At 37.3% G+C, this 22,398-nt stretch carries 12 protein-coding genes and 3 pseudogenes; 5 read left to right on the plus strand and 10 right to left on the minus strand.

Going from position 1 to position 22,398, the window contains the following annotated elements:
* Positions 1–14: 14 nt before the first annotated feature.
* On the plus strand, positions 15–830 hold the full coding sequence (gene cysE, locus WH390_RS09015) for a serine O-acetyltransferase (RefSeq protein ID WP_032115783.1): 816 nt from the start codon (positions 15–17) through the stop codon (positions 828–830).
* Positions 831–858: 28 nt separating this feature from the next.
* Here the strand turns inward: cysE and trmL are convergent, their stop codons facing one another.
* The 4 genes and pseudogenes from trmL to cpxR all read right to left on the minus strand — a co-directional run bounded on the left by trmL (position 859) and on the right by cpxR (position 4,678).
* The gene (gene trmL / locus WH390_RS09020; RefSeq protein ID WP_032115782.1) at positions 859–1,362 is read right to left on the minus strand and encodes a tRNA (uridine(34)/cytosine(34)/5-carboxymethylaminomethyluridine(34)-2'-O)-methyltransferase TrmL; all 504 of its coding nucleotides are present in this window, start codon (positions 1,360–1,362) and stop codon (positions 859–861) included.
* Positions 1,363–1,454: 92 nt separating this feature from the next.
* A pseudogene (locus WH390_RS09025) lies at positions 1,455–2,415 on the minus strand (NAD-dependent epimerase/dehydratase family protein).
* Positions 2,416–2,615: 200 nt separating this feature from the next.
* Entirely contained in the window at positions 2,616–3,986 is a 1,371-nt protein-coding gene (gene cpxA, locus WH390_RS09030) for an envelope stress sensor histidine kinase CpxA (protein WP_032115781.1), read from the minus strand.
* The gene (gene cpxR, locus WH390_RS09035; RefSeq protein WP_032115780.1) at positions 3,983–4,678 is read right to left on the minus strand and encodes an envelope stress response regulator transcription factor CpxR; all 696 of its coding nucleotides are present in this window, start codon (positions 4,676–4,678) and stop codon (positions 3,983–3,985) included. Before cpxR ends, cpxA begins: the two co-directional genes overlap by 4 nt.
* 154 nt (positions 4,679–4,832) lie before the next feature.
* Between cpxR and WH390_RS09040 the strand changes: the two genes are divergently transcribed.
* From WH390_RS09040 to WH390_RS09050, 3 genes and pseudogenes are all read left to right on the plus strand, one after another.
* On the plus strand, positions 4,833–5,345 hold the full coding sequence (locus WH390_RS09040) for a Spy/CpxP family protein refolding chaperone (protein ID WP_032115779.1): 513 nt from the start codon (positions 4,833–4,835) through the stop codon (positions 5,343–5,345).
* Between the two features lie 756 nt (positions 5,346–6,101).
* Positions 6,102–7,583: pseudogene (locus WH390_RS09045) on the plus strand (autotransporter outer membrane beta-barrel domain-containing protein).
* 520 nt (positions 7,584–8,103) lie between these two features.
* Positions 8,104–9,242 (plus strand): annotated as a pseudogene (locus tag WH390_RS09050) (hypothetical protein).
* Between the two features lie 336 nt (positions 9,243–9,578).
* Here the strand turns inward: WH390_RS09050 and WH390_RS09055 are convergent.
* Entirely contained in the window at positions 9,579–10,688 is a 1,110-nt protein-coding gene (locus tag WH390_RS09055; protein ID WP_406850561.1) for an SGNH/GDSL hydrolase family protein, read from the minus strand.
* A 494-nt stretch (positions 10,689–11,182) separates the two neighbouring features.
* Entirely contained in the window at positions 11,183–13,501 is a 2,319-nt protein-coding gene (locus WH390_RS09060; protein WP_148305576.1) for an MMPL family transporter, read from the minus strand.
* A gap of 1,015 nt (positions 13,502–14,516) precedes the next feature.
* On the opposite strand from WH390_RS09060, the gene WH390_RS09065 reads away from it, so the two are divergent.
* On the plus strand, positions 14,517–15,476 hold the full coding sequence (locus WH390_RS09065) for a hypothetical protein (RefSeq protein WP_032115848.1): 960 nt from the start codon (positions 14,517–14,519) through the stop codon (positions 15,474–15,476).
* 83 nt (positions 15,477–15,559) lie between these two features.
* On the opposite strand, the gene bla is transcribed toward WH390_RS09065, so the two are convergent.
* The 4 genes from bla to WH390_RS09085 all read right to left on the minus strand — a co-directional run bounded on the left by bla (position 15,560) and on the right by WH390_RS09085 (position 22,394).
* A complete protein-coding gene (gene bla / locus WH390_RS09070) occupies positions 15,560–16,453 on the minus strand; it encodes a class A beta-lactamase (RefSeq protein ID WP_032115777.1) in 894 nt (297 codons plus the stop codon).
* 404 nt (positions 16,454–16,857) lie between these two features.
* Positions 16,858–17,571, minus strand: coding sequence for a 4'-phosphopantetheinyl transferase (locus WH390_RS09075; RefSeq protein ID WP_032115776.1), 714 nt, complete (start codon positions 17,569–17,571; stop codon positions 16,858–16,860).
* Between the two features lie 338 nt (positions 17,572–17,909).
* Positions 17,910–18,776: a thioesterase domain-containing protein gene (locus WH390_RS09080; RefSeq protein ID WP_032115775.1), complete on the minus strand. Its 867-nt coding sequence runs from the start codon at positions 18,774–18,776 to the stop codon at positions 17,910–17,912.
* A 51-nt stretch (positions 18,777–18,827) separates the two neighbouring features.
* Positions 18,828–22,394 (minus strand): beta-ketoacyl synthase N-terminal-like domain-containing protein, encoded by a 3,567-nt coding sequence (locus WH390_RS09085; RefSeq protein ID WP_406850726.1) that lies wholly within the window; start codon positions 22,392–22,394, stop codon positions 18,828–18,830.
* Positions 22,395–22,398: the final 4 nt, after the last annotated feature.

Here is a 22,398-nt window from a genome sequence, read left to right on the forward strand (position 1 = left end):
AGTAGAGTGTGAATATGTCTCGACAGCAACTTGAGGAAATTTGGACGATAATAAAGCAAGAGGGTGAAATTTTAGCCAACCGTGAACCAATATTAGCCAGCTTTTTTCATGCGACATTACTTAAACATGATAATCTTGGTAATGCGTTAAGTTATATCCTAGCAAACAAGTTAGCTACCCCGATTATGCCAGCGATTGCCGTTCGAGAGATTATTCAAGATTCTTATAAAAATGATAAACAAATGATCGCTTATGCCGCTTGTGATCTAAAAGCCATCGTGCAACGTGATCCGGCAGTCGACAAATATTCAATCCCGTTATTATATTTAAAGGGCTTTCATGCTTTACAGGCTTATCGTATCGGCCACTGGTTATGGAAAGTGGATCGCACGACATTAGCAACTTATCTGCAAAGCCAAATATCTGTCTCTTTTGGGGTTGATATCCATCCCGCGGCTAGTATTGGTTACGGTATTATGCTTGATCACGCAACAGGTATCGTTATAGGCGAAACAGCGGTAGTTGAAAATGACGTTTCGATACTGCAATCAGTCACCCTTGGTGGAACCGGCAAAACAGGTGGAGATCGTCATCCTAAAGTTCGTGAAGGGGTGATGATCGGGGCGGGAGCAAAAATTTTAGGCAATATAGAAATTGGCAAGGGCGCTAAAATTGGCGCGGGTTCAGTAGTGCTACACCATGTACCACCTCATACTACCGTGGCAGGAGTACCAGCGCGCAAAGTGGGAACACCGAACAGCAAAAAACCTTCACTAGATATGGATCAAAACTTTAGCAACTCAATCCATGGTTTTGGTGAGGGTATCTAACCATGCCATCAACCGGTGGTGAATAAAATTACTCACGCAACAGTGCACCGGAGTAATCCAACTGGCGCCATGCTTCAAATACCACCACTGCAACAGAATTGGACAAATTCATACTGCGGCTATCTGCTAACATTGGGATACGGATCTTTTGACTGATTGGTAATTCATCAAGAACATATGCAGGTAAACCGCGGGTCTCCGGCCCAAACATTAAATAATCCCCCGGCCGATACGTTACGCTGCTATGGCTTGGCGTTCCTTTGGTTGTCAAAGCAAATAAACGGTTAGCAGATGCTGTCTGACAATGCGCGTTGGACAAAGCAATACTAGTTAGAAAAGCAAAATAATCATGATGACGCTGAATATCGGCAAACTCATGATAATCTAACCCTGCCCGCCGTAACCGTTTATCGTCCCAGGTAAAACCCAATGGTTCAATGAGATGTAACTGACAGCCGGTATTCGCGCATAGACGAATAATATTACCAGTATTCGGTGGAATTTCAGGTTCAAATAAAACGATGTTTAACATACAGCCCTCAACAATAAGTACTGTATTCTAACACAATCATTGTCACTGTTAACGCTTTCAATTGTGCCCAATTAAGCAAACAGAATTTTTTATTAATCTAATGATTTTTTAAACTCAAACTGAACGGTATTTTCTATCCCCTTTGCCAAGGTTACCGGCGGTTCAAATCCCGTATCAGCGATGTTATTAGATTTAAATTGAGTGCGAGCACAGAATTTTTTAACCCGAATACTGCTTATAGGAAAATTTTTACCCGTTATTTTAGCGAGCAAATCAAAACAATAACCCGCCAAAAGGCCCAACGAATAAGGAATACGGAGACTGGATTTCTGTTTTTGCAATGCCAGACAAATAATTTCGGTTAACTGATCCATGGTGAAATCAGGTTTATCAACATAATTAAAGATATGACGGCAAGCTTTTAATTTAGTAACAAAATATAAAAAGGCAGCAACATTTTCCACATACGCCATCGATTTCTGATTATTGCCAGAACCAATCATCAAAAACTGCCAGGCAGCAATTTGTCCAAAAAGGTTATAAACATTACCGCGATTACCCTCACCGAAAACTACTGTCGGTCGAATAGTCACTAATGTCCGTTGGCTATCTTTAGCATGCCAGTCATCATAGACACCTTCCGCCGCCAACTTCGATTTACCATAATCATTAAAAGGCTGAAATTTACCATCTTCACCAGTTTCCTGCTCAACAAAACCGTAAACCGCCACCGAAGAAGTAAAAATAATATGTTTACTATCTAGCTGCTCAGCAACCTGACAAACATTTTTCGCGCCATCCACATTAACTTCATAATAGATGACTGATAGGATGCATATTATCCTGATGTTGCGCCGCTAGATTAATAATAATGGAAGTGTCTTTTAATGGCTCCAATAAAGTTTCTACTTTAGTGGCATCACTAAATAGCCAGTTGTCTGGATGTGCCTGGCTTTTATTAATATCAACGATTTTAAACTCAATTTATTGTGCTTTTAATTGATTAACAAGACGGGTACCAATAAAACCGGAGCCACCGAGGATTGTTAGCATAAATATCCTTCTACTTTCTTAATCTTTTATATATTTTAGACAAAATAAAGGTTGGTAGTAGTCTACTATAAGAAGCCTAATTTTCATAAAAAACATAACTTTTAGTTGTTAAGCATATCAATATAATTCTAAGTAGTTATAAAGCCAATATCGTTGAAAACATCAATTAATGTAATGACAAAACTTTTTACTTAAAGCAATTAACGTCCATGAAGCGGTAACCATAATTGCAATCTTAGTCCGCCTAATGGGCTATCAGAAGCTTTTACCCACCCTTTATGGTGAAAAACCGCTGTTTCGACAATAGCTAGCCCTAAACCTGTGCCGCCTGATTGCCTATCTCTCGCTTCATCAGTTCGATAGAAGGGACGAAAGATTTTTTCCCGATCTTCCTTTGATACACCTGGGCCATCATCATCTACCGTGATCAAAATACCTTGATTTTCTTCTTTAAATGCAACTTCAATACGATTATGGGAATACCGTAAGGCATTACGAACAATATTTTCTAACGCGCTACCCAATGCAGGAGGGTTACAATAAATTGTCCAAGTACCAGGAGAAGCCGTTACATTAAGTGTTTTATTCATCTGTTCAGCTTCAAACGTAGCATTGTCCAAAATATCATTCCAAAGATCGGTAACTTTAATATTTTGTCTCAATATTTCATTCTTATGTTGGCTATGAGACAGTACCAACAAATCATTAATCATACCATCAAGGCGCAATGTTTCAGTTTCAATCCGTTCTAATTCTTTGCTCTCCCCATGTCGGCGGCGTAATAATGCGGTGGCTAATTGAAGACGTGTTAACGGGGTGCGTAACTCATGGGAAATATCAGAAATCATCCGTTGTTGCGCACTAACCATTCCTTCTAGCGCACTAATCATCTGATTAAAGCTGTTTCCTACCGCCAAAAACTCCTGCGGACCAGATTCCAATTCAGGGTGTTGACGTAAATTACCATTAGCAACATCATCTGCTGCCATTTTCAATTTTCTGGCAGGTTTTGCTAAACTCCATGCTAACCATAATAACAAGGGAGCACTAATTAGCATTGTTGCAACTAACAACAAAAAAGGCCTATCAAAAAGCAAGCTAATAAAATCAGATTGTGGACTACTGGCTGGACGAACCAAATAAAGTTGGTAATGATCTTCCCCATCACGAATAGAAAATGGCCCTAACATTTCGACTCGACCATATTTTTTCTTTTTCGGCTGATCAGCATTATCTGATTGCCCAATAAAATTACGAATTACCTGCATTTCATTGGGCATAGCGCCAATAACCCGTCCTTCACTGGTTACCATGATAAGATGCTGATCTGGCGGAGCCCACTTTTGAATGGCGTTAGAAAGCCGGCGCCACCACATAAGATCATTAATTGGGTCGCCAGCTAATTCAGCTTCTATGTGCTGTTCTAACATAAGACCTTGACGGTACTCGCTTTCCAACAGCGGTGTAATTTGCCTTGAATCAAGCTTTGGTACCATCAATACCAACATCAATACTAAAGCCAGCGTAAACCAAAAAATGGCAAATATCCTGGCTGTCAAACTATTTATCATGTTGCTGAAACCATCAAATACCCTCGTCCACGTAAGGTTTTAAACCAAGGCAATCCATCTGTCCGCTCAGGTAATTTACGCCGCAAATTTGAGATATGCATGTCAATAGCACGATCGAACGGGGTTAAACGTTTCCCTAAAACCTCTTGGCTAAGATGTTCACGAGAAACAACCTGACCAAGATGTTGTGCTAATAAATAAAGTAAAGTAAATTCTGTTCCAGTAAGATCGAGCACCTTGCCATTAAAACTCGCTTCTTGTCGTCCTGGGTTTAACTGTAAACCATCTACCTGACAAATTGACGAATTAAGATTATCCTGACTTTGCTCACTCCAATTTGAACGTCTCAGTAAGGCTCGTATACGTGCAACTAATTCACGATCATTAAATGGTTTAGGTAAATAATCATCTGCACCTAATTCCAAACCAAGAACACGATCCAAATCACTGCCACGAGCAGTTAACATAATCACCGGAATTTGATATTGTCTACGTATCTCTTTTAATGTATCAATACCATTTTTCTTGGGCATCATGATATCAAGTAACAATAGATCAATTGTTGAATCGAGAAGCGTTAATGCTTGCTCGCCATCATAGGCGATAATCACACTAAAGCCTTCCATTTCAAGTAATTCTTTTAACAGCGAAGTCAGTTCGCGGTCATCATCAACAAGTAAGATTTTATGCATTAGTCATATCCTCCAAGAGCAAAATACGACAAGAATCGCCGCGATGCCATGACTTTACGTTCTTTTGCACGCTCTGACGCTAGTTTTCAACCACACGGATATAGTTAGTATAATATTAACATTTTTATTCAAAGAGGGCGGGAGTAAATTATTAATGCGTCACTGGGCAATGATAACTTTTACATCATCGCTATTTATTGTTGGCTCAACAGCGGCTTTAGCCGAAGCAGCAGATGTTAGTATAGCAACATCACAATCTGCCGAAAAAATACAGGCTGTAAAATATGATAGCCATATTTCTAAGCGTAACATAACAAGAGATAGACTATGCAATCCCTATGATATATTTATCCCCTTAATGAAAGGTATTACATTAAGCGAAAGACAACGCCAGCAAATGCGTGACTTGATGGCTTCACAACGACAACAAAGCTTTAAAAATAGAGTTTCGCGACAAGAACGTGAAATTTTACATAATTTGATGATAGCAGATATTTTTGATGATGTTGCTTTTCGCGTAACAGCAGAAAAACTGGCACAAGACATTGTTGAACAACAAGTTGAAATAGCTCGCATATATAACCAATTTTACAAATTATTAACACACGAGCAAAAAATAATACTGGAGAAGCAACATCAAAAACAGCTATCTCAAGCAAGATATTAAATATTTCGTAACAAGCCTAGTAATAAGTAGCAAGTAATCATTGAAGTTTTTCCTTGCCATAGACACCATCCCTGTCTTTGTTGCCCTCTTTTATGGAGGGCTTTTTTCTATGTTAGAGAAAACTAATTTTTAGATTTAATAATTAAAAATTCTATTGTTAGATAGAAACTAAACAAAATTCTTCTGGTAAGAATCCAAGAAAAATGACTTCTTACTATCAAATATAATTATTCAATCTTCATTATGAGAAAATTTATCATAATATATTTTAAAAATATAAATTTATTAATTTTTAATAAATCCAATTTAATTATTTTATAACACCAAAAAAATATCATTTTTTAAATAAAAATAAAAATAAAAATAAAAATTATATTTTATCCATTCCAGTTTATAATAATAAATATAGTAATAAGAGTTAATATTTAAAATACAATCATTAATGGAACGAATATTTTCATTGGAAATAGTAAGTTAAGTGCTAAAAATGGAAATTTAATTTCTTTAGATGGTTCAAGTTATATTAATATAAGCAAATCAACTATTAATGCAAAAAATGCAGTTGTTGATATCATGGGGGAGAATGAAGGTAATATAAGTAATGTTATTCTAAACAATGTTAAGCAGGAAAATACAAATCAAGATATAAACCTTATAAATGCAAAAGGTAATTCAGAATTACAGTTAACATTAATTAATGGTACTCAAGTTTCTGGTGGTGCATTAAAAGAAAATACAGCAACAACTAATATAACAATGAATAATAATTCACAATGGAATTTGACCAAAGTCTCTAACATATCAAATTTAAATTCAGATAATAGCCAGCTAAATTTCGCTCCCCCGACAGCAAAAAATTTTTTGACATTAGATATTGATAAAAATTTAACATCAAAAAATGGTAAATTTGTTATGAATACTACCTTAAATAATGACTTATCACCCACAGATAAATTAATTATAAAAGGTAATACTTCAGGAACAGCAGGAATAATAATTAATAATATTAATGGAAAAGGCGAATCAACAGTTAATGGTATTGAATTAATACAAGTTAATGGTAATTCATCAGGAGAATTTAAATTAGCCAACCGCGCTGTAGCTGGAGCATATGATTATACTTTACAAAGAGGCGGGCACACAAAAGCTACTTCAAATAAAAATTGGTACCTCACAAACGTTTTAATTAAAACAAGAGAAAAGTCACCACATCAATTCAATCCAACTGAAAATGAAATAGAATCAACAACTCCTATTTATTGACCTGAATTTGGAAGCTATATCAAAAATATTCAAGCCGCTAATACACTATTTCATATGACATTACATGATCGTCTGGGTGAAACACGTTATACAGATGCGCTAACAATGGAACATAAAGTTACCTCTATGTGGATACGTGGCGTTATTGGAAGAAACCGCGCCAGAATGGGTGATGATCAACTAAGAAGTCAGGCAAATCGTTCTGTAATTCAAATTGGTGGTGATTTAGCACAGTGGTCAGCAAATGAATGTAACCGCTATCATTTAGGTGGAATGGTAGGATACGCCAATCACCGCAGTGATACTGTCTCAAACATTACTGGTAGTGGCTCAATTGGTAGAACAGTTGGTTATAGTGCAGGATTATATGGCACTTGGTATTCAAATCAGTCAGATCAAACTGGGTTATACGTAGATTCATGGGCTCTATATAACTGGTTTGATAATGAAACCCATGGTGATTTCCAGCATAATGAAAAATATAAATCTCGCGGTGCAACCATTTCAGCTGAATCTGGTTATACATTTAAAATTTACCAATACCTTTCCCAAAATAATTTATTGAATAAATTCTATATACAACCTCAAGCTCAAATAACCTGGATGGGAGTAAAAGCCAAAACACACATAGATAAAAATGGTACCAAAATAGCTAGTTATGGGCAGGATAATATTCAAACTCGGCTTGGTATTCGGGTTTATCTTAAAGGAAAGAGTATCACGGATAAAGACAAAAATCGGAAATTTGAACCTTTTATTGAAACCAATTGGCTCCATAATAGTAAAAAATATGGTGCTATGATGGATACTACACCAATTAGCATTGATGGTAGCCGTCATATATTTGAATTAAAATTGGGTATAGAAGCAAAAATTAATAATAATTTGAATCTATGGGGAAATTTTTCTCAACAGCTAGGTAATAAAGAATATAGCGATACACAAGCTATATTAGGAGTTAAATATCTTTTTTAATCTATTTAATTCCTTAATTAATGTATTTAAATTATTTCACAAAAATAAAATAGTTTATTTTAATCTAGTAAACATTTTCTATAATGAAAACATCTACTAATAAATATTCAAATACACATCAACTATAACATAAAAACAAAATTCACTTAGTAAGTAAAAATTTATTTTTTACAATAGTACTAACCAAATTTTTAACATCAAGTATAATCTAAAACGTTACTCTTTATTTCTTATTAATAAGTATACTTTTACAAGTATAAATTAATCCCAAATTTGATAATTTTATAAAATCTCTATATCATTGTCATTATTATGTTTTTTGAACTTTAGTGACACAATATAAAAATACCACATTAAAAGCTCAGAAACTAACTACAAAATTGCATAAAATCTAGTAAATAAATCAAATTACAACGATAAGTGTAAGGCTAGGATTAGTACCTAATTGTAATATGTTTTCTAAAATCGGCTCCAATAATAGCCGTAATGACTTTTATTTACCAGGGGGGCTGTATTTTTAATGAATTTTTATCGCAACATCATAAGATTAATATTAATCAATTTACTTATTGTATCCACGGTGGCCTACGCCAATATTTTTCCCGAACGACAAAATATAGATCGCGGGCTCGAAAAATTGGGGGGAGCAGACCGTTTTGATGAAACTAAAACTATCGACTGGGGATTATTGCCAGGTCCTTTTTATACACCAGAAATGAGCGCTGGCGTTGGTGTCGCATTAGTAGGTTTATATCGTATTGATAAAAATGATAAAATTAGTCAACCCTCATCATTGAGTCTAAGTGGATTTGCTTCAGCGACTGGCGCTTTCGGGCTAAATTTTAATAATTATAATTTCTTATCTGCGGAACAATGGCGTTTATTTATTTCCGGTACTGTAAATAATGTTCCCACCTATTATTGGGGAAAAGGTTATTCTGCCGGTAAAAATGATTACAATAAAGTGGAATATAAATCCCAAGAATTTGCTATTAGACCAAGAGTACTTTATCGCATAATTGATAACACTTATATAGGGCTAGGTTGGGATCTTTCTTTACTCAATGCTAGTGATTTAGATGATCGTGGCAAAAATTATTTTGCCAAATCAGTTGGTGGTAGCTCTATACGTAGTTCTGGCATCAGTGCCCACTTCAATTACGATTCACGCGATTTCTTACCTAATGCCCGGCATGGTCAAGCCCTTGAAGTTATTTTTCACCAGAGCTAGCTAGCGATAATCGCTTTCAAAGCACACAATTACAATACTCTGTCTACTACGCATTATCAGAAAATAGTGTTTTAGCCGTTGATAATTATGCTCGTTTTACTTCAGGTTCAGTTCCTTGGGATCATCTTTCTTTGTTGGGTAATGGAAATCAAATGAGAGGTTATTATGAAGGCCGTTATCGTGATAATAATGTTTTTACTACCCAATTAGAGTATCGCCGAAAGTTGGATTGGCGCCATGGGATCGTTGGTTGGATTGGGGCAGGCACACTTAGTGATTCACCATCAAAACTAGGCTCGAATCATTGGTTACCGACTATTGGTGTAGGCTACCGATTTGAATTTAAACCACGAATGAATATTCGATTAGATTTTGGTATTGGTCGCAATAGCACCGGCTTTTATTTTCAAGTAGGTGAGGCATTTTGATCAGCAAAAATTTGTTATTTATAGTAATAAAATAGCCATTAGGTGGAAATGAAACCAATAATACTAATGGAATTAATTTTTACATCTATTTATTGCTAGATTATTTTGAACTAACATAATAACCAATTTTCAGTTAACTATTGGTTCATTCGAAAGATCCACATCAATGCGACAGAATATATCGGTAAATAAATTCAATCGACAAAAAGATGAGATTTGACTAAGAAACAATAACAGTGAAAATTATATAAGCATATTAATTGTTAAAATAGACTTAATTAACTATTTTCAATCTCAAAAATGAATAACATAAATATTGTTAAAATTTTTCATCACTTAATTAAGAATTTTTTCATAAATTAATCTCCCCATTTCTCCATATCCTAAATTATTAAAATGCAGGTGATCAACATAAATATTATCGTGAAGTTTAGGTGATAGTCTCATCAAAAAATTCATATCATAGTATGGTATATTATCTTTTTGACAACCCGCTTCAAGCTGTGAAGAATACTTTTTATGTAAGTCTAAGGCACACAAATGATCAAATAATTGCCAAAACTTATTCGCACATGCGTTCATTGTGTAAAACATCTCTTCTTCATCTTTATGAAACCGCTCTTTACTCCATCGAGAAAGTGGCTGTAGGATATAATAAACTTTGGCATCATGCTTTTTAGCTAACTGCTTTATCTGAACCGCTGATTCAACAGTCATTTTAACTGCTCGATTGAGACGCTTTTTAATATCTACATATGTATCAGTAAATACCTTTTCCATTGGGTTTTGTGCAAGATCATCAAGCCAATTATTTAATCTTTCCGCAAGCTTTGGGATAAATTTTTTTACAGCACTATTATTACATGGTGGATTAAAATTTATTCTATACGCTAAATCTTCATTATATTTATTCATATAATGAACTAATTCGTAAGAATAATAATATTTACCATATTCTGTGGTAAAATCGTCAGATAGCCCCTCAAAGGTCAGAGTGCTAAGGCCACTTAATATAATAATATTTTTTATTTTTTTAAACCTATGCTGATTCAGCATAAAAAGAATTGCTTCTTGCACACAATTATATCCACTACCACCAAAATTAAGCCATATTTCTCCAGTCAACTTAGAAAGTATAGAAGAAATTGTATATGCATCCGAAGTAGCACCAGTTCCCATAGCTGTCGAACCACCAATAACAATGTTAACTAATTCATCGGTTGGAAAATTAGCAGGAGAAACCCAACCCGAAAATGATTTACTCATTCGGAAGCCCATTTCATCGGTATTAATCACGGCCGATCGATAATTCTTTTGGTGAAAAAACATAGTATAAGGAAGCCAGCGAACACTTAAATACATAAATTCATCATATTCACGAAGTTGTGGTGTCAGCTCATAACATCTTTTCACAGCTTCCTGACGGGTCATTTGTTTATATTTCATTATTTATCCCCTAAAATTTTATGAAAACATGTGATTTAATATCTTGTAACAAACAATTATCCTACACTAAATAATTTTTAGAACTTTCACTGTATACACCGATAAATGCTATATTTTGCTCCATTTTAGAAATAAATAAATTAATGGCTACTTCATGGCGGTTAATAAACACTAATGTAATAAAATAATTATACTTTCTAAGTAATACGCGATATTTATCTTTTATTTATACCGCGAAGTATCAATACTATAAAAACATTTCTCAACGGAATAAAATGAATTTAATTCCTGAAACGATGCGATAACTAGTATGGCATTCGAAATCTACTTAGCAAAAAGATTTATGTCAACAAAAATTTAACATTACCGCGGTTTTAGTTAATAGTAAATTAGGTTGGAATTAAAAATTTATGGTGTCAACAGTCTCTAAATGCGACTAAATATAGGACATAACAATATGATAAATAAAAAATAATATTCAAAAAAATTAAATACTAAATTTTGTAGTGATTTTTTTCTTTACATTTAAACATCACCATTGGTGATAACATATATGCAACAAAAATCCCACTGCATAAAACAATACCAAAACTACTAATTATTAAGCTATTACTAAAAATTAGTACACTTAACGTCAAAAGTGTTGTTACCATAGCTAGCGTAATAGTAAATAAAGAGCTAAGTGGTTCATTATTAGTGTTACTCAAAAAAAATGTATAATTAACACCAATACCCAGTACTAAAACCAAAGCTAATAACGAAAAAATATTTAGACAATGCCCAGTAAATGCAAGCATGGCAAGGCTACTGATTAATGACAATATTGAAGGTAATAAACTAATCATCCCATGACATAGACCCAATTTAGCTATCATACAGGCAGCAATCACTCCAAGTGCCGCGAATAGCAATCCCGCAATAATCATACAATATAGTGTAAATACTTCACTAAATACTGCTTTACTATCTATCCATACTACTCCCGGAAGCGCTTCAGCTAAGGCTGAAAGTGCAACACTATTTTTGACACCATCTACCGGAATCAAAATACCATTTTTACCATCCGCTAAAGTTCTCCATATCAAACGCCAACTGTTACTGACTGAATTTTCAGTATTTTGCTCAATTTGATTTAACATTACAGTCATCTTTAATTTTTCTAACACATTAACTGTATAATGACTGGCTTGGTCTTCTATTATAGTAAGATCTCGAATAAAGGCCGTATCGGGATATTGATTTTGTTCTGAGTCAAACGGAATAAGATGATAATTTGTCAACCAACCACGTTTTTTCGCTATATTAAGTTTCATAACAAAAGCTTTAAGACGCTTAAATGTTTCTTTAGAATTATCACCATAAATTACAAACCATTTTTGATCATTATTGTTACTGGTTAAACTTATGATAACTTCCTGAGATAAAATTACTGAAGGCAATACCTGAAGCGAAGATGCATCATCCTTAATTTTAAACATTGCCAACCCACTTAATGACACCGCACCAACCAAAAGTGGTAATCCAATACGTAACATTTTGTATCGTTGCCAAGCTCTAAACCAGAGCAACATGAAAGTCTTAGCGGGTATTGTTCTTATTGGTATGCCACTACTTAACCATGGAAACCAAAAAACAACCGTTAAATATGAACCAATAAAACTTGCTGCAGAAAAAAATACTATTTGGCAAATTTCAGGAAATGGCGTAAACATCATAATAATATAAGCAGTTATAGTAGTAATAAGTACCAATAATAATGTCGCTTGTATTTTTTTAAGACTTTGCCAAAGATCTATTTTATGGCCATAAAGCATCCGTTCTGTAAGATAGTAAAGGGGATAGTTTACAGATAGTCCTATAATGCTTATATTCATTACTAACGTAATCAAATATAATTCACCAAAAACGAATAACGTAGTAATACTAGCAACTAGCGCACCAATACCAACTGATAAAAAACAAAGTAATAATGATTGAAGAGAACGAAAAACAATCAATATTAGTGACCCCATACCTAGTACGGCAATAGTGCCAAAAATAAAAATATCCTGTTCTATCTGCTGGTTCTTATAATCACTATACAGCATAGTACCACGTGATAAAATCTGTACCTGTGGGTAATCAACCGTAAATTGTTTCGCTTGGGCTTCTAAATTTGTTACTAACTGATCAATCTTATGCATACTAAGAGATGAATCTATCAGCTCTCCATAAATCAGATACCAATATTGCCCGTGATAATCTTGTATTGTAATCCAGCCATCTTGTAGACATAATTGACTAGTATTTTGTGCTAACTTTTGCCACGTATTAGGCATAAGTATTGGGGGATCAATAATAGAATTTTTATTATTATCAGAAAAAACGTCATAAATTTGAGAAATTATCCACTGAGCATGCGCATTATTATGATTTTTTAATACTAGCTCTCCAGCAAGCTGTTCACCTTCACGACAATCAGAAAGAACGCTTTCTTCTAATTGTTTCCGCCGTTGAATATCAATTGGGCCTTTAACATAACTAATACCGGGTTCAAGACGCAGCGATGCTAACCAATGTTCTGCAACAGATGGATCTGGCTGTTTGCCTGGACTTATCAACCACATTAAATGTCGCTCGAACGGCTGCATAAAATCATTATCAAGCGAGGCAGTGAAATCGTTTAATTTTTTTTGTGGTAACCATGTTAAAATATTGTCACTAAATCGTATATTAGGTAGCAATGCTAATAATGCTATTAACAACAAACAAATAAAAAGCCATATCACTGCACCACAGTGCAAAAATTTATTAGGCAGAAATGGGTTATTCATCATTAATCAGTGTAAAAAGCATTCATCGATATTACCCAATAGCAATATTAATCTGATAATTTTGTTTATCATCTAAAAGAAAAACATTTAGATAAAATAAATTTTCAAAATAATTAATCTGGATGACATTATTTAATAATTTATTTATCAAGAAAAAATATAATAAAAATTTAAGTTCAAATATCAATAAACAAGTTTTCATTACGATGAGAAAACAGCAAAAAACTCTCACAAAATCACTCCCGGACGCTAAAACAAAAATATTCTTGCTATGCTTTCCATTAACCCTACTTTAATTTACCAGCGTAAAGCTACTTGCCTCCGATTGAGTAAAAAACGAGCAATCATGTAACTACTCCATCCTATAGAAGTAAGTAAAATTGTAAAATTACCCTATCAAAAATCTATTAATAGTGTAAAGAAATATACACTCCATAAATGAATAGTTAGTTTTTTATTCTGAAAAAAATTATATTTTTAATATATAAAATAAAAATAATATTCTATATTTTTATAAGAAAATATTTTTTATAATTAATTAAATAAAAAGGGATTATTTTTCACTCACCAATAGTAAAAAAGAATTAGCATATCTTTTGTACTTAATAAAAATTTGTCGTTTGTATTTATTAGTTATACTAATGATTTAATAGTGACGACAATGTTGATTACAACAATTACCCCTCTGCTACCTTATCAGGTTAACCATGGCGATTATGTTTTAGTAAGGATCACCAAAATCAATAATAAACATTAATCATTTAATATGGTTATATTCACCCAACCTCTAAATACCTCACAATAAATTTTCATAGCAATATTAATTGCTCTTTGTTCAGTAACAATCAGGATTTTCTTTCATCTAATACTGGTAAAATTATCTTACTGCTGCCTATTAAATTAAGGCGTGTTGCCGCGAATTAAAAACATAGCGCGTCAGGTATTCTTTTATGCTAAATTTTGACTTACAAGTAATGAACGTGTGGATATCATGTTTACTATCATCAAAAAACTAATGAGAAAAAAACTCATCATCATAGCCGTTAGCCTAACTATCGCAACGCCACTATCAACCTTGGCTAAAGAGCCAAAAAACTATATTTATACCAGTGCAGGTGATTTCGAATCGGTATCAGCTATCTTAGCGCGTAGCGACATTCACGGCGTACAAATTGTTTACAATTGGCGTATGCTCGAACCCGAGAAGGACAAATACGATTTCTCGAAGATTGAAAAGGATCTGGCGCATACCAAGCAAGCAAACAAAAAATTATTTATCCAGATCCAAGATCGATTTTTCGAACCGAACGCCCGATATGTTCCTGATTATCTGTTGAATGAACCGGTTTATAACGGTGGGCTGTCACCGCAATTTGACAATCCAGGTGAGGGGGACATCGTTGGCTCTGGTTGGGTAGCACGGCAATGGGATCCTGCTGTACGTCACCGTTATCAAGCTTTATTGGCTGCACTTGCTAAACGTTTTGATGGCCAGGTATATGGAATAAACTTACCTGAAACCGCCATTGATTTGGATGAGAAAACCCCGCCTAAGGGATTTAGCTGTGATAATTACTTCGCCAGTGAAATAGCAAATCTCGCCTTTGCACGAAAAGTGTTTACCAAATCACATGTAGTACAATATGTAAATTTCTGGCCGTGCGAATGGAACAATGACAAAAATTATATGAGTCGATTATTCAAGTTCGCCAGTGTTAATAACATTGGTCTCGGTGGGCCGGACATTGTACCCAACCGTAAGGCACAAATGAAAAATTCATACCCATTCTTTAATAAATACAAAAATAAATTAACACTTGTTGCTATGGCTGTGCAGGAGCCAACCTTAACCTATATAAATACAAAGACTGGTAAGCCATTTAGTAAAGCTGAGTTTGTACAATTTGCTGAAAATTATCTCGGTGCCGACATCATTTTTTGGAGTACAAAATCACCTTGGCTGGCTAAAAAATAGCTAAAATTAACTGTAAAGTGTAAGTTTTTTTAATCAAATCGATAACTAAAATACCTTGCTGGTACAAGGCATTATAGATAATATTACTGATTTTTCTTATCTGTTGCGGAAAATATTGCTTTACCAATGCGAGCAATGGCTTCATTACTTTGCGCTAAGGTTGCTTTTGTTTGTGTAATGTAGACAGAGACGATTAGCGGTTGACGTTTTTCTGGCCAAACAAGACTAATAATCGATCTGGAGCCATGATCTCCTGTACCCGTTTTATCGGCAATTTTCCACTGTGCCGGCAGAACAGAACGCAATAACGCATTCGCAACTTTGTCATCTTCCATCCACTGCCTTAATTGCTGACGTGATGAAGGCTGCAACACATCACCAAGCACCAATTTTTGTAATGTTTGGCTAATAGCCACAGGAGTTGTAGTATCACGCTTATCACCCGGTATAGCGCTATTTAATTCAGGTTCAAATCGATCGAGTCGGGTAACCCGATCACCTATACTACGTAAGAAACGGGTAAAGCTTGTCGGCCCTCCCACCTTTTTCTCAATCAGATTAGCTGCCGTATTATCACTGTAACTAATCGCTGCAGCACATAATTGTTTCCAATTCATCGATAAAGGAGCGATAAATTTTTCTGTCACGGGAGAGTGAGCAACCAGTTGTCCTTTCTCAAACTGGACACTTTCCGTCAATACTATTTTTCCGTTATCCACTTGGTTTAACAACATGCCACATAGTAACGCTTTAAAGGTGCTATTTAGAGGAAATCTTTCATTACCTCGATAACTTACCGTGACCTTATTAGCTGTATCAATAACAGCAACACCAATACGAGAATTTAGTTTTTTTTCTTCTTGCTTAACAATGTTAGCAAGCTCAGTGTCATTAATTGTATAAGCATTTGCATTACTACAGACGGCAGTAATAAACAATATCAACCCAACAGATTTTATTCGATGTTTGAAAAACATAGTATCATCCTATCCTCGTAATAAATTGCTATAAAACGCATCTGGTGTGTGACTGGCAATGATAAGAATTTGCCTTATCGGTATTATTTTCAACTAAAATGTCACAACACAAACAAAAACTCTTTATTGCTATTGATAAAATATTACACAGATTAATTAGTTGATAGATTTATATGAATAAATTTATTAATGCAGATTTTTTATTCCACATTTATGATTCTCTATTATTTGATTTAGAAATAATAAAGTCCCATCAATACTGACAAATAAATTTTCATAATATTATTTTGTCCATCTGCTGTTCTGTCTTAATCAAGTTTTCCTCTCAGTTAGAGCCAGCTAAAAAATTTCTGCTATTTACAGCTAAATTAAGCACTATTATCTGGAGATAAAACAATTATATTTCACGCAAATAAAGTAATAACTTGGTTGTCCCGCATTACATAATAACCTGCTATCTGGCTACCTTTTTTACGATTCTGGGTAAGTGTTTGTGTCAATTCCAACGTAATTCGTTGATGTAAAATGTCTATTTTACAAACCCTGGCTGCTTCAAAACCAAAAAAATATCTGACCTCAGGGTAAAGCGCCTTGAATAAACTTTCTTTAGCAGAAAACGTAACTAATAATGCTATTTCATAATCAATACCACTATCTGCCAGCAGTGCTTGTTCATCCAACGAAGAAAAAAGATTTGCGGTCTCCCTGATTGTTAACGAAGAGAATGTCTCGATATCGACACCCGGTATCAGATCGGCTTCCTGTGGCGATACTAGTGCGATAGCATGTCCATCGGTATGGGACAGGCTACCACACCATCCTGATGGCCAAGCTGGCGCACGATCCTGCCCAATACCGGGTGTGTTATTACATCCTGCAGTTCGTAGCAGTATTTTAGCCGCATATCGTACTGCAATATATTCCGCTCGACGTTTAACAACCGCTGAACTCAACGTTTGCGGAAAAGGAATAGCAAAATAGGTAAACAATGCGTCCTGATAACAGCGAATATCAAAATTGATCAAGCAGTAACGCAGACCAGGTAAAGAGGTAATCGTCCCCACCTCAAAAGATCGAATAAAAGGCGGCATTGAGCCTGTCGTGATTGAAGTGAACATTTAACAAACCATCGCTAATAACCAACAAAATAAAACGCCATAAAATAATTAATCCCGCTATTATCAATAGCAGGTTAAAAATGATTCATTTTTTATCTCCAGCGAAAGTTTTATGTTGCTTCACTATTTCTTTTCGGGTCAGCTGGTGTATGCTGCTCGCATTACTCTTTTTTAACCGATAGCCTTTCTTTTCTCTGTACTATTTGTAAGGCTGCATCCAGCGCTATATTTGCCGCGCAGAGCAAACCGCTTAGATAGCAAACCAGTGTTGCCGAGATTTGTTTTCACTTCTGCCGTCAACACTGATTGGTTTCCCAAGAAAGGCTATCCCTCGGAAGTTAAGTTACCGCATGCTCGATGCTAGGCGAATACACAGTCACGGCTCTAGCGTTGATTACAATGGCGATAATTCGGTTTAGTTGACTGAATAGTTCTTTCCCGTTGTTGCTGTTCAAAATTGAGTAGTGGTTACCTTCAATACAAATACACTCGGCGGTTTTAAGTTGCTGACGCCAGAACTGCATCGCCTGCTGGCTTTGACTCGCATAAAGCAGATGGGTCATTACTGGCGGTGGGCAACCTGGAATGAAACTACGCAAGCAAGTGAGATTACGTCGGAAAGCTTGTAACAGATTAGCTACATAATTCCGGGTAAAAGGTGGCAAATCCAACCCTTCGCTAGCTTTACCCATCATCAAAAGTTTCACCTGTGGCAGAGTAATATCATGCAGTTTGTAATTTAGTTCCTTGGCAAACCCATGCAACTGGGAGTCATCCGTTGGTGGCGTTTGCCATGAGTACGCAGCAGGCGGATCTATCATGATTAAAACCGGTTTTTTGCTCTGTAATTCTGACATAGCCACCATTTGATAGGCCAGCAGTGCACCAAATGACCATCCCACAACTATCAGAGGACAGTCGTCTTTCAGCTGCGGCAATACCTGGCGGCAGTAAACTGCAGCTCGTTCAACAAGTGTATCTTTTGCTAGCACCTGTCCATCTAACATAGGATCCTGGATCTGAATAACACTGACCCGACTATCGAGCATCTTCAACATTTCCCTGTAGGCTAAGAGATCTCCGCCAATCGGGTGAAGTAAAACCATCTGAGCCACAGCCATCTTGCTGATCTGCTGCGATGGTTTGGCGGTAGCCGTATCATCAGTAATAAAACGGTAAAGTGCCTCAGGTGTATCCAGTTGCATAAATTCAGCAAGTGTAAATGGGCGGGGAGATTTGGTATTCAATTCATCGAGTCAATCCAGCGCCTGAATGCTGTCACCGCCCATACTCTCCCAGGAAGTATTATTGTCACTCTCTTCAATACCAAGATGTTCCGCGTACAGTTTTCGAATCAACGGTAATGAAAATTTATCCGCTAGATCAGAGCTGGCAGCCATAGATGGACGGGATGGTATGTGCTGTTGATAAAACCAGCGGGATTCAGTAAAACCGGTTGTACATACCAGTTGCTGAGTCTGCGGTGTACTCATGGTTTGATAGAGCATTTCAGCCCCTTCACGACGAGTGATACCGGTACTCAAATGCAGCAGATTATCATGACGACGCAGTCCAGCAGGAAGCTCCTGCACTGACATACCACCATCCTGCCAGATATCCCAGTTGATTGTTCGATAGCAACAGTTTTGCTGATTGGCGGCTTTGGCTGCTACCCATGCATCCAGATATCCGTTAGCACAAGCATAACTAAGCTGTCCAACACCACCATGGATAGCCGACATAGAGGAAGCACAGATAATCCAACGCGGCTCAAGTGCTTGCAGAATTTCCAGCGCGTCGCAGCTACGAATTTTTTCCTCAACAACGACAAAATCTTCAGCACACTGATGACGCGCAATAAGCGCCCCGGCCGGCACGCCGGCACAGTGTAAAATCCCCTGTATATGGCTATAACGCTCTTGTAACAAGTGCGTTAGTGATTGTACCTCGGCGATGTTGGTGATGTCGCAACTCAGCGATTCGTACTCACACTGACCAGCCAAATGCAAAACGACAGGCTCTTTATTTACACAGCGTGAAACAAGAACAAATTGGCTATGTGGGGCAATGGCAGCAATGGCCTGTACCAATGCCTGACCGATGCCACCGCTGCCACCTAATACAAGATAAGTACCTGATGGCAGCAGCGTAGATAACTGATGCAGTGGTTGCTCTGCCAACGGCTGATAGCTTAGCTTTAACCATCCCTTCCTGCGCCACGCATGTACCATGCCATGCTGACTTAGGCCATATCCGATAGCCACAGTCGGACTATCAGCAGAACAATCAAGAAAGGCACAATGTATCTGTGGGTGTTCCTGCATAATAACATTCAGTGCACTGGTTAACATCGCCTGTTCAGGTAGTACAGCCTCCCCCACTGCCGTACTCAATGCACTCACAGTGAGCAGATCCAATTCTAGCGTGCGATTCGGCAGCCACTTGCTAGCAGCCTGTACGACATAAGTAAGACTCAACAACAGTTCAACAGCACTCTCGCCAACAGAAGAAACCCACAGAATTTGTACATTACCTGCCGTGTTTGCTGCCTGCTGTAATAGTTGATCGGATTTTTCTTCTACTGATAACACCCGCACCTGACGAGCAGTCAGTTGTACATTATCGGGCAATCTGCCAATAACCAGACAGAGATCGGCAACCGCCATCTTAGGCTGTACTGCCACTTGCCAGCAAGGAGTGTAACGCCATTGTTTAGTGGGTAGCTTTGCAGGAACTCCTGTAGGAAGTAACATAAAAGGTGCACAGGCAAAGTTGGTAATAGAAAACTGCCAGCTTGCGGGATGATTATCTACCCGACTGATTGGCCAACTACTTTCCTCATCCAGCAACCAATCACGACACTGCTGAGCCTGAGTAGACGACAGCTGCTGGCTGTTTTGTAGTCTATCAATCCGCCGTAATATCTGCTGGCTATTTTGTCCCTGGGTTAACCAACTTTCCATTTCTGCCTGCGCTTTACCAAGTTCGTTCCATATACCAAGATAGCGTATTGATTGTGGTTTATGCAGTGATAAGCGTGCGCAGAGGGTAGATAAATCCAGTGAAGAGGTGCGCATGACATTCAGCAATTGAACAATAAGCCGTTGCAACGCCTGCGGCGTAGAAGCAGATAATGGCGCCAGACAGATCCCTGTTTGCTTAACTGAATGCGTACAGCGCTCCTGCTGCTGTGGCTCACGTAAGATAAGGTGCACATTGGTACCACCCATACCAAAACTACTAACACCCGCATAGCGTAGCTCTTCACTATTCCACTGGCGACTGGTGGCACTAGTAGTGAACGGTGTTTTATCTATTTCTAGCAATGGATTAGCGCGCTCATAGCCTACGTTAGCAGGCAGTACTTGATGATAGAGCGCCAAAGCAGCACGGATCAGCCCTAAGATACCAGCAGCTGGACCAGCGTGACCGAGCTGACTTTTTACTGAGGCGATATGGCAGAAACCCGTTTTACTCGTTGTCGATAAGAATGCCCGGCTAAGTGCAGCAATTTCGATCGGATCACCCAGCGGTGTTGCCGTGCCGTGAGCTTCAACATAACCAATTCGATCGGCAGCTATTCCGGCACGTGCGAGTGCCAAATTAATCACCTTTGTCTGACCAGCAACAGAAGGCGCGGTATATCCCGCTTTATCGCGACCATCATTGTTAATTGCACTACCGCTGATAACGGCATAAATGCGGTCATTATCGCGCCGAGCTGCCGCCAATGGTTTGAGGATCACTACGCCACACGCATTAGTCGCCAACGTGCCATCCGCCGTATCACTGAACGGATTAGTACTACCTTGTTTAGAGAAGATATGGCCAGGCGCCCATTTATATCCCTGTACTGCATCAGGATCGATATTGACACCAGCCACCACCATCATTTCAGCATCACCCATATTTAATGCATTGCATGCCTGATGCACTGCCACCAAAGAGCTTGAACATCCCGTTTGTACCGTCAGCGCCGGGCCCCGCAAGCCAAGATAATAAGCCACCTTAGTCGCCACAAAATCCTTTTGATAAGATAAACCCAAGGAAAAAGGATCGCTATTGTGATTTTCCTCACAATTTCTACGCTCTAACCAGCGTTGGTAAAAGGCATCACCTGTACTGGCTACGATGCCAACAGACGTCAAATCTTCCCTGCTACTATAGCCAGCATTTTCTAACGCCTGTACTACACTCATCAACAAATGGCGTTGTTGTGGATCCATACGTTTCGCCTCTTGGGGCGAAATACCAAACCAATTTGGATCGAAGTCAAAAATACCTGATAAGGATGAACGTACTGTCACTTTACGCTCTTTATCTTCGCTATTAGTGATGATTGAAGATCTGTCACGTTCCACCAACTCGCGAGAATCCATAACAGCACGCCAAAACGTTGCCAGATCAGCACATTGACTGACATTGATTGCCATGCCAATCACCGCAATGGCTTCTTGATCCGCTGAGGTTTCGTTTAATGTGGCTTGTTCAGTTACTGTCGATACGATTGAAGGTGGTGACATAGATTCACCGGCTAAAAAAGAGCTTAGCTCATCAATACTCGCATGCTCAAACAGATCATTAAGTTTGAGAGTACTAGCGCCGGCCTGAATCAATGCTACATGGATTTTTATCAGTCGTAGCGATGTTAAGCCCATAGCAAAAAATTTGGTCTGCCCACTGTTAGGCTTCCCACCAAGCTCTTTCTCTATTAACTGGCTTAATAAATAGTGCCAGTCTGCTACTGAGCGCTGATTTATTGCTTGCCGTTTGATATTCGGCTGAGCACTAAGATTATCATCTGGCAGCGGATACCATAACAGCCCG

This window comes from Candidatus Arsenophonus nilaparvatae, assembly GCF_045346035.1.
In the GTDB taxonomy this organism is placed as follows: Bacteria; Pseudomonadota; Gammaproteobacteria; order Enterobacterales; family Enterobacteriaceae; genus Arsenophonus; species Arsenophonus nilaparvatae.

Bases quoted from the DNA above. Each gene is read 5' to 3' on its own strand.
- WH390_RS09065 (WP_032115848.1), top strand. From the start codon at position 14,517: ATGAGAAAAAAACTCATCATCATAGCCGTTAGCCTAACTATCGCAACG.
- WH390_RS09075 (WP_032115776.1), bottom strand. From the start codon at position 17,571: ATGTTCACTTCAATCACGACAGGCTCAATGCCGCCTTTTATTCGATCT.
- WH390_RS09080 (WP_032115775.1), bottom strand. From the start codon at position 18,776: ATGCAACTGGATACACCTGAGGCACTTTACCGTTTTATTACTGATGAT.
- bla (WP_032115777.1), bottom strand. From the start codon at position 16,453: ATGTTTTTCAAACATCGAATAAAATCTGTTGGGTTGATATTGTTTATT.
- WH390_RS09055 (WP_406850561.1), bottom strand. From the start codon at position 10,688: ATGAAATATAAACAAATGACCCGTCAGGAAGCTGTGAAAAGATGTTAT.
- trmL (WP_032115782.1), bottom strand. From the start codon at position 1,362: ATGTTAAACATCGTTTTATTTGAACCTGAAATTCCACCGAATACTGGT.
- WH390_RS09060 (WP_148305576.1), bottom strand. From the start codon at position 13,501: ATGAATAACCCATTTCTGCCTAATAAATTTTTGCACTGTGGTGCAGTG.
- WH390_RS09040 (WP_032115779.1), top strand. From the start codon at position 4,833: ATGCGTCACTGGGCAATGATAACTTTTACATCATCGCTATTTATTGTT.
- cpxA (WP_032115781.1), bottom strand. From the start codon at position 3,986: ATGATAAATAGTTTGACAGCCAGGATATTTGCCATTTTTTGGTTTACG.
- cysE (WP_032115783.1), top strand. From the start codon at position 15: ATGTCTCGACAGCAACTTGAGGAAATTTGGACGATAATAAAGCAAGAG.
- cpxR (WP_032115780.1), bottom strand. From the start codon at position 4,678: ATGCATAAAATCTTACTTGTTGATGATGACCGCGAACTGACTTCGCTG.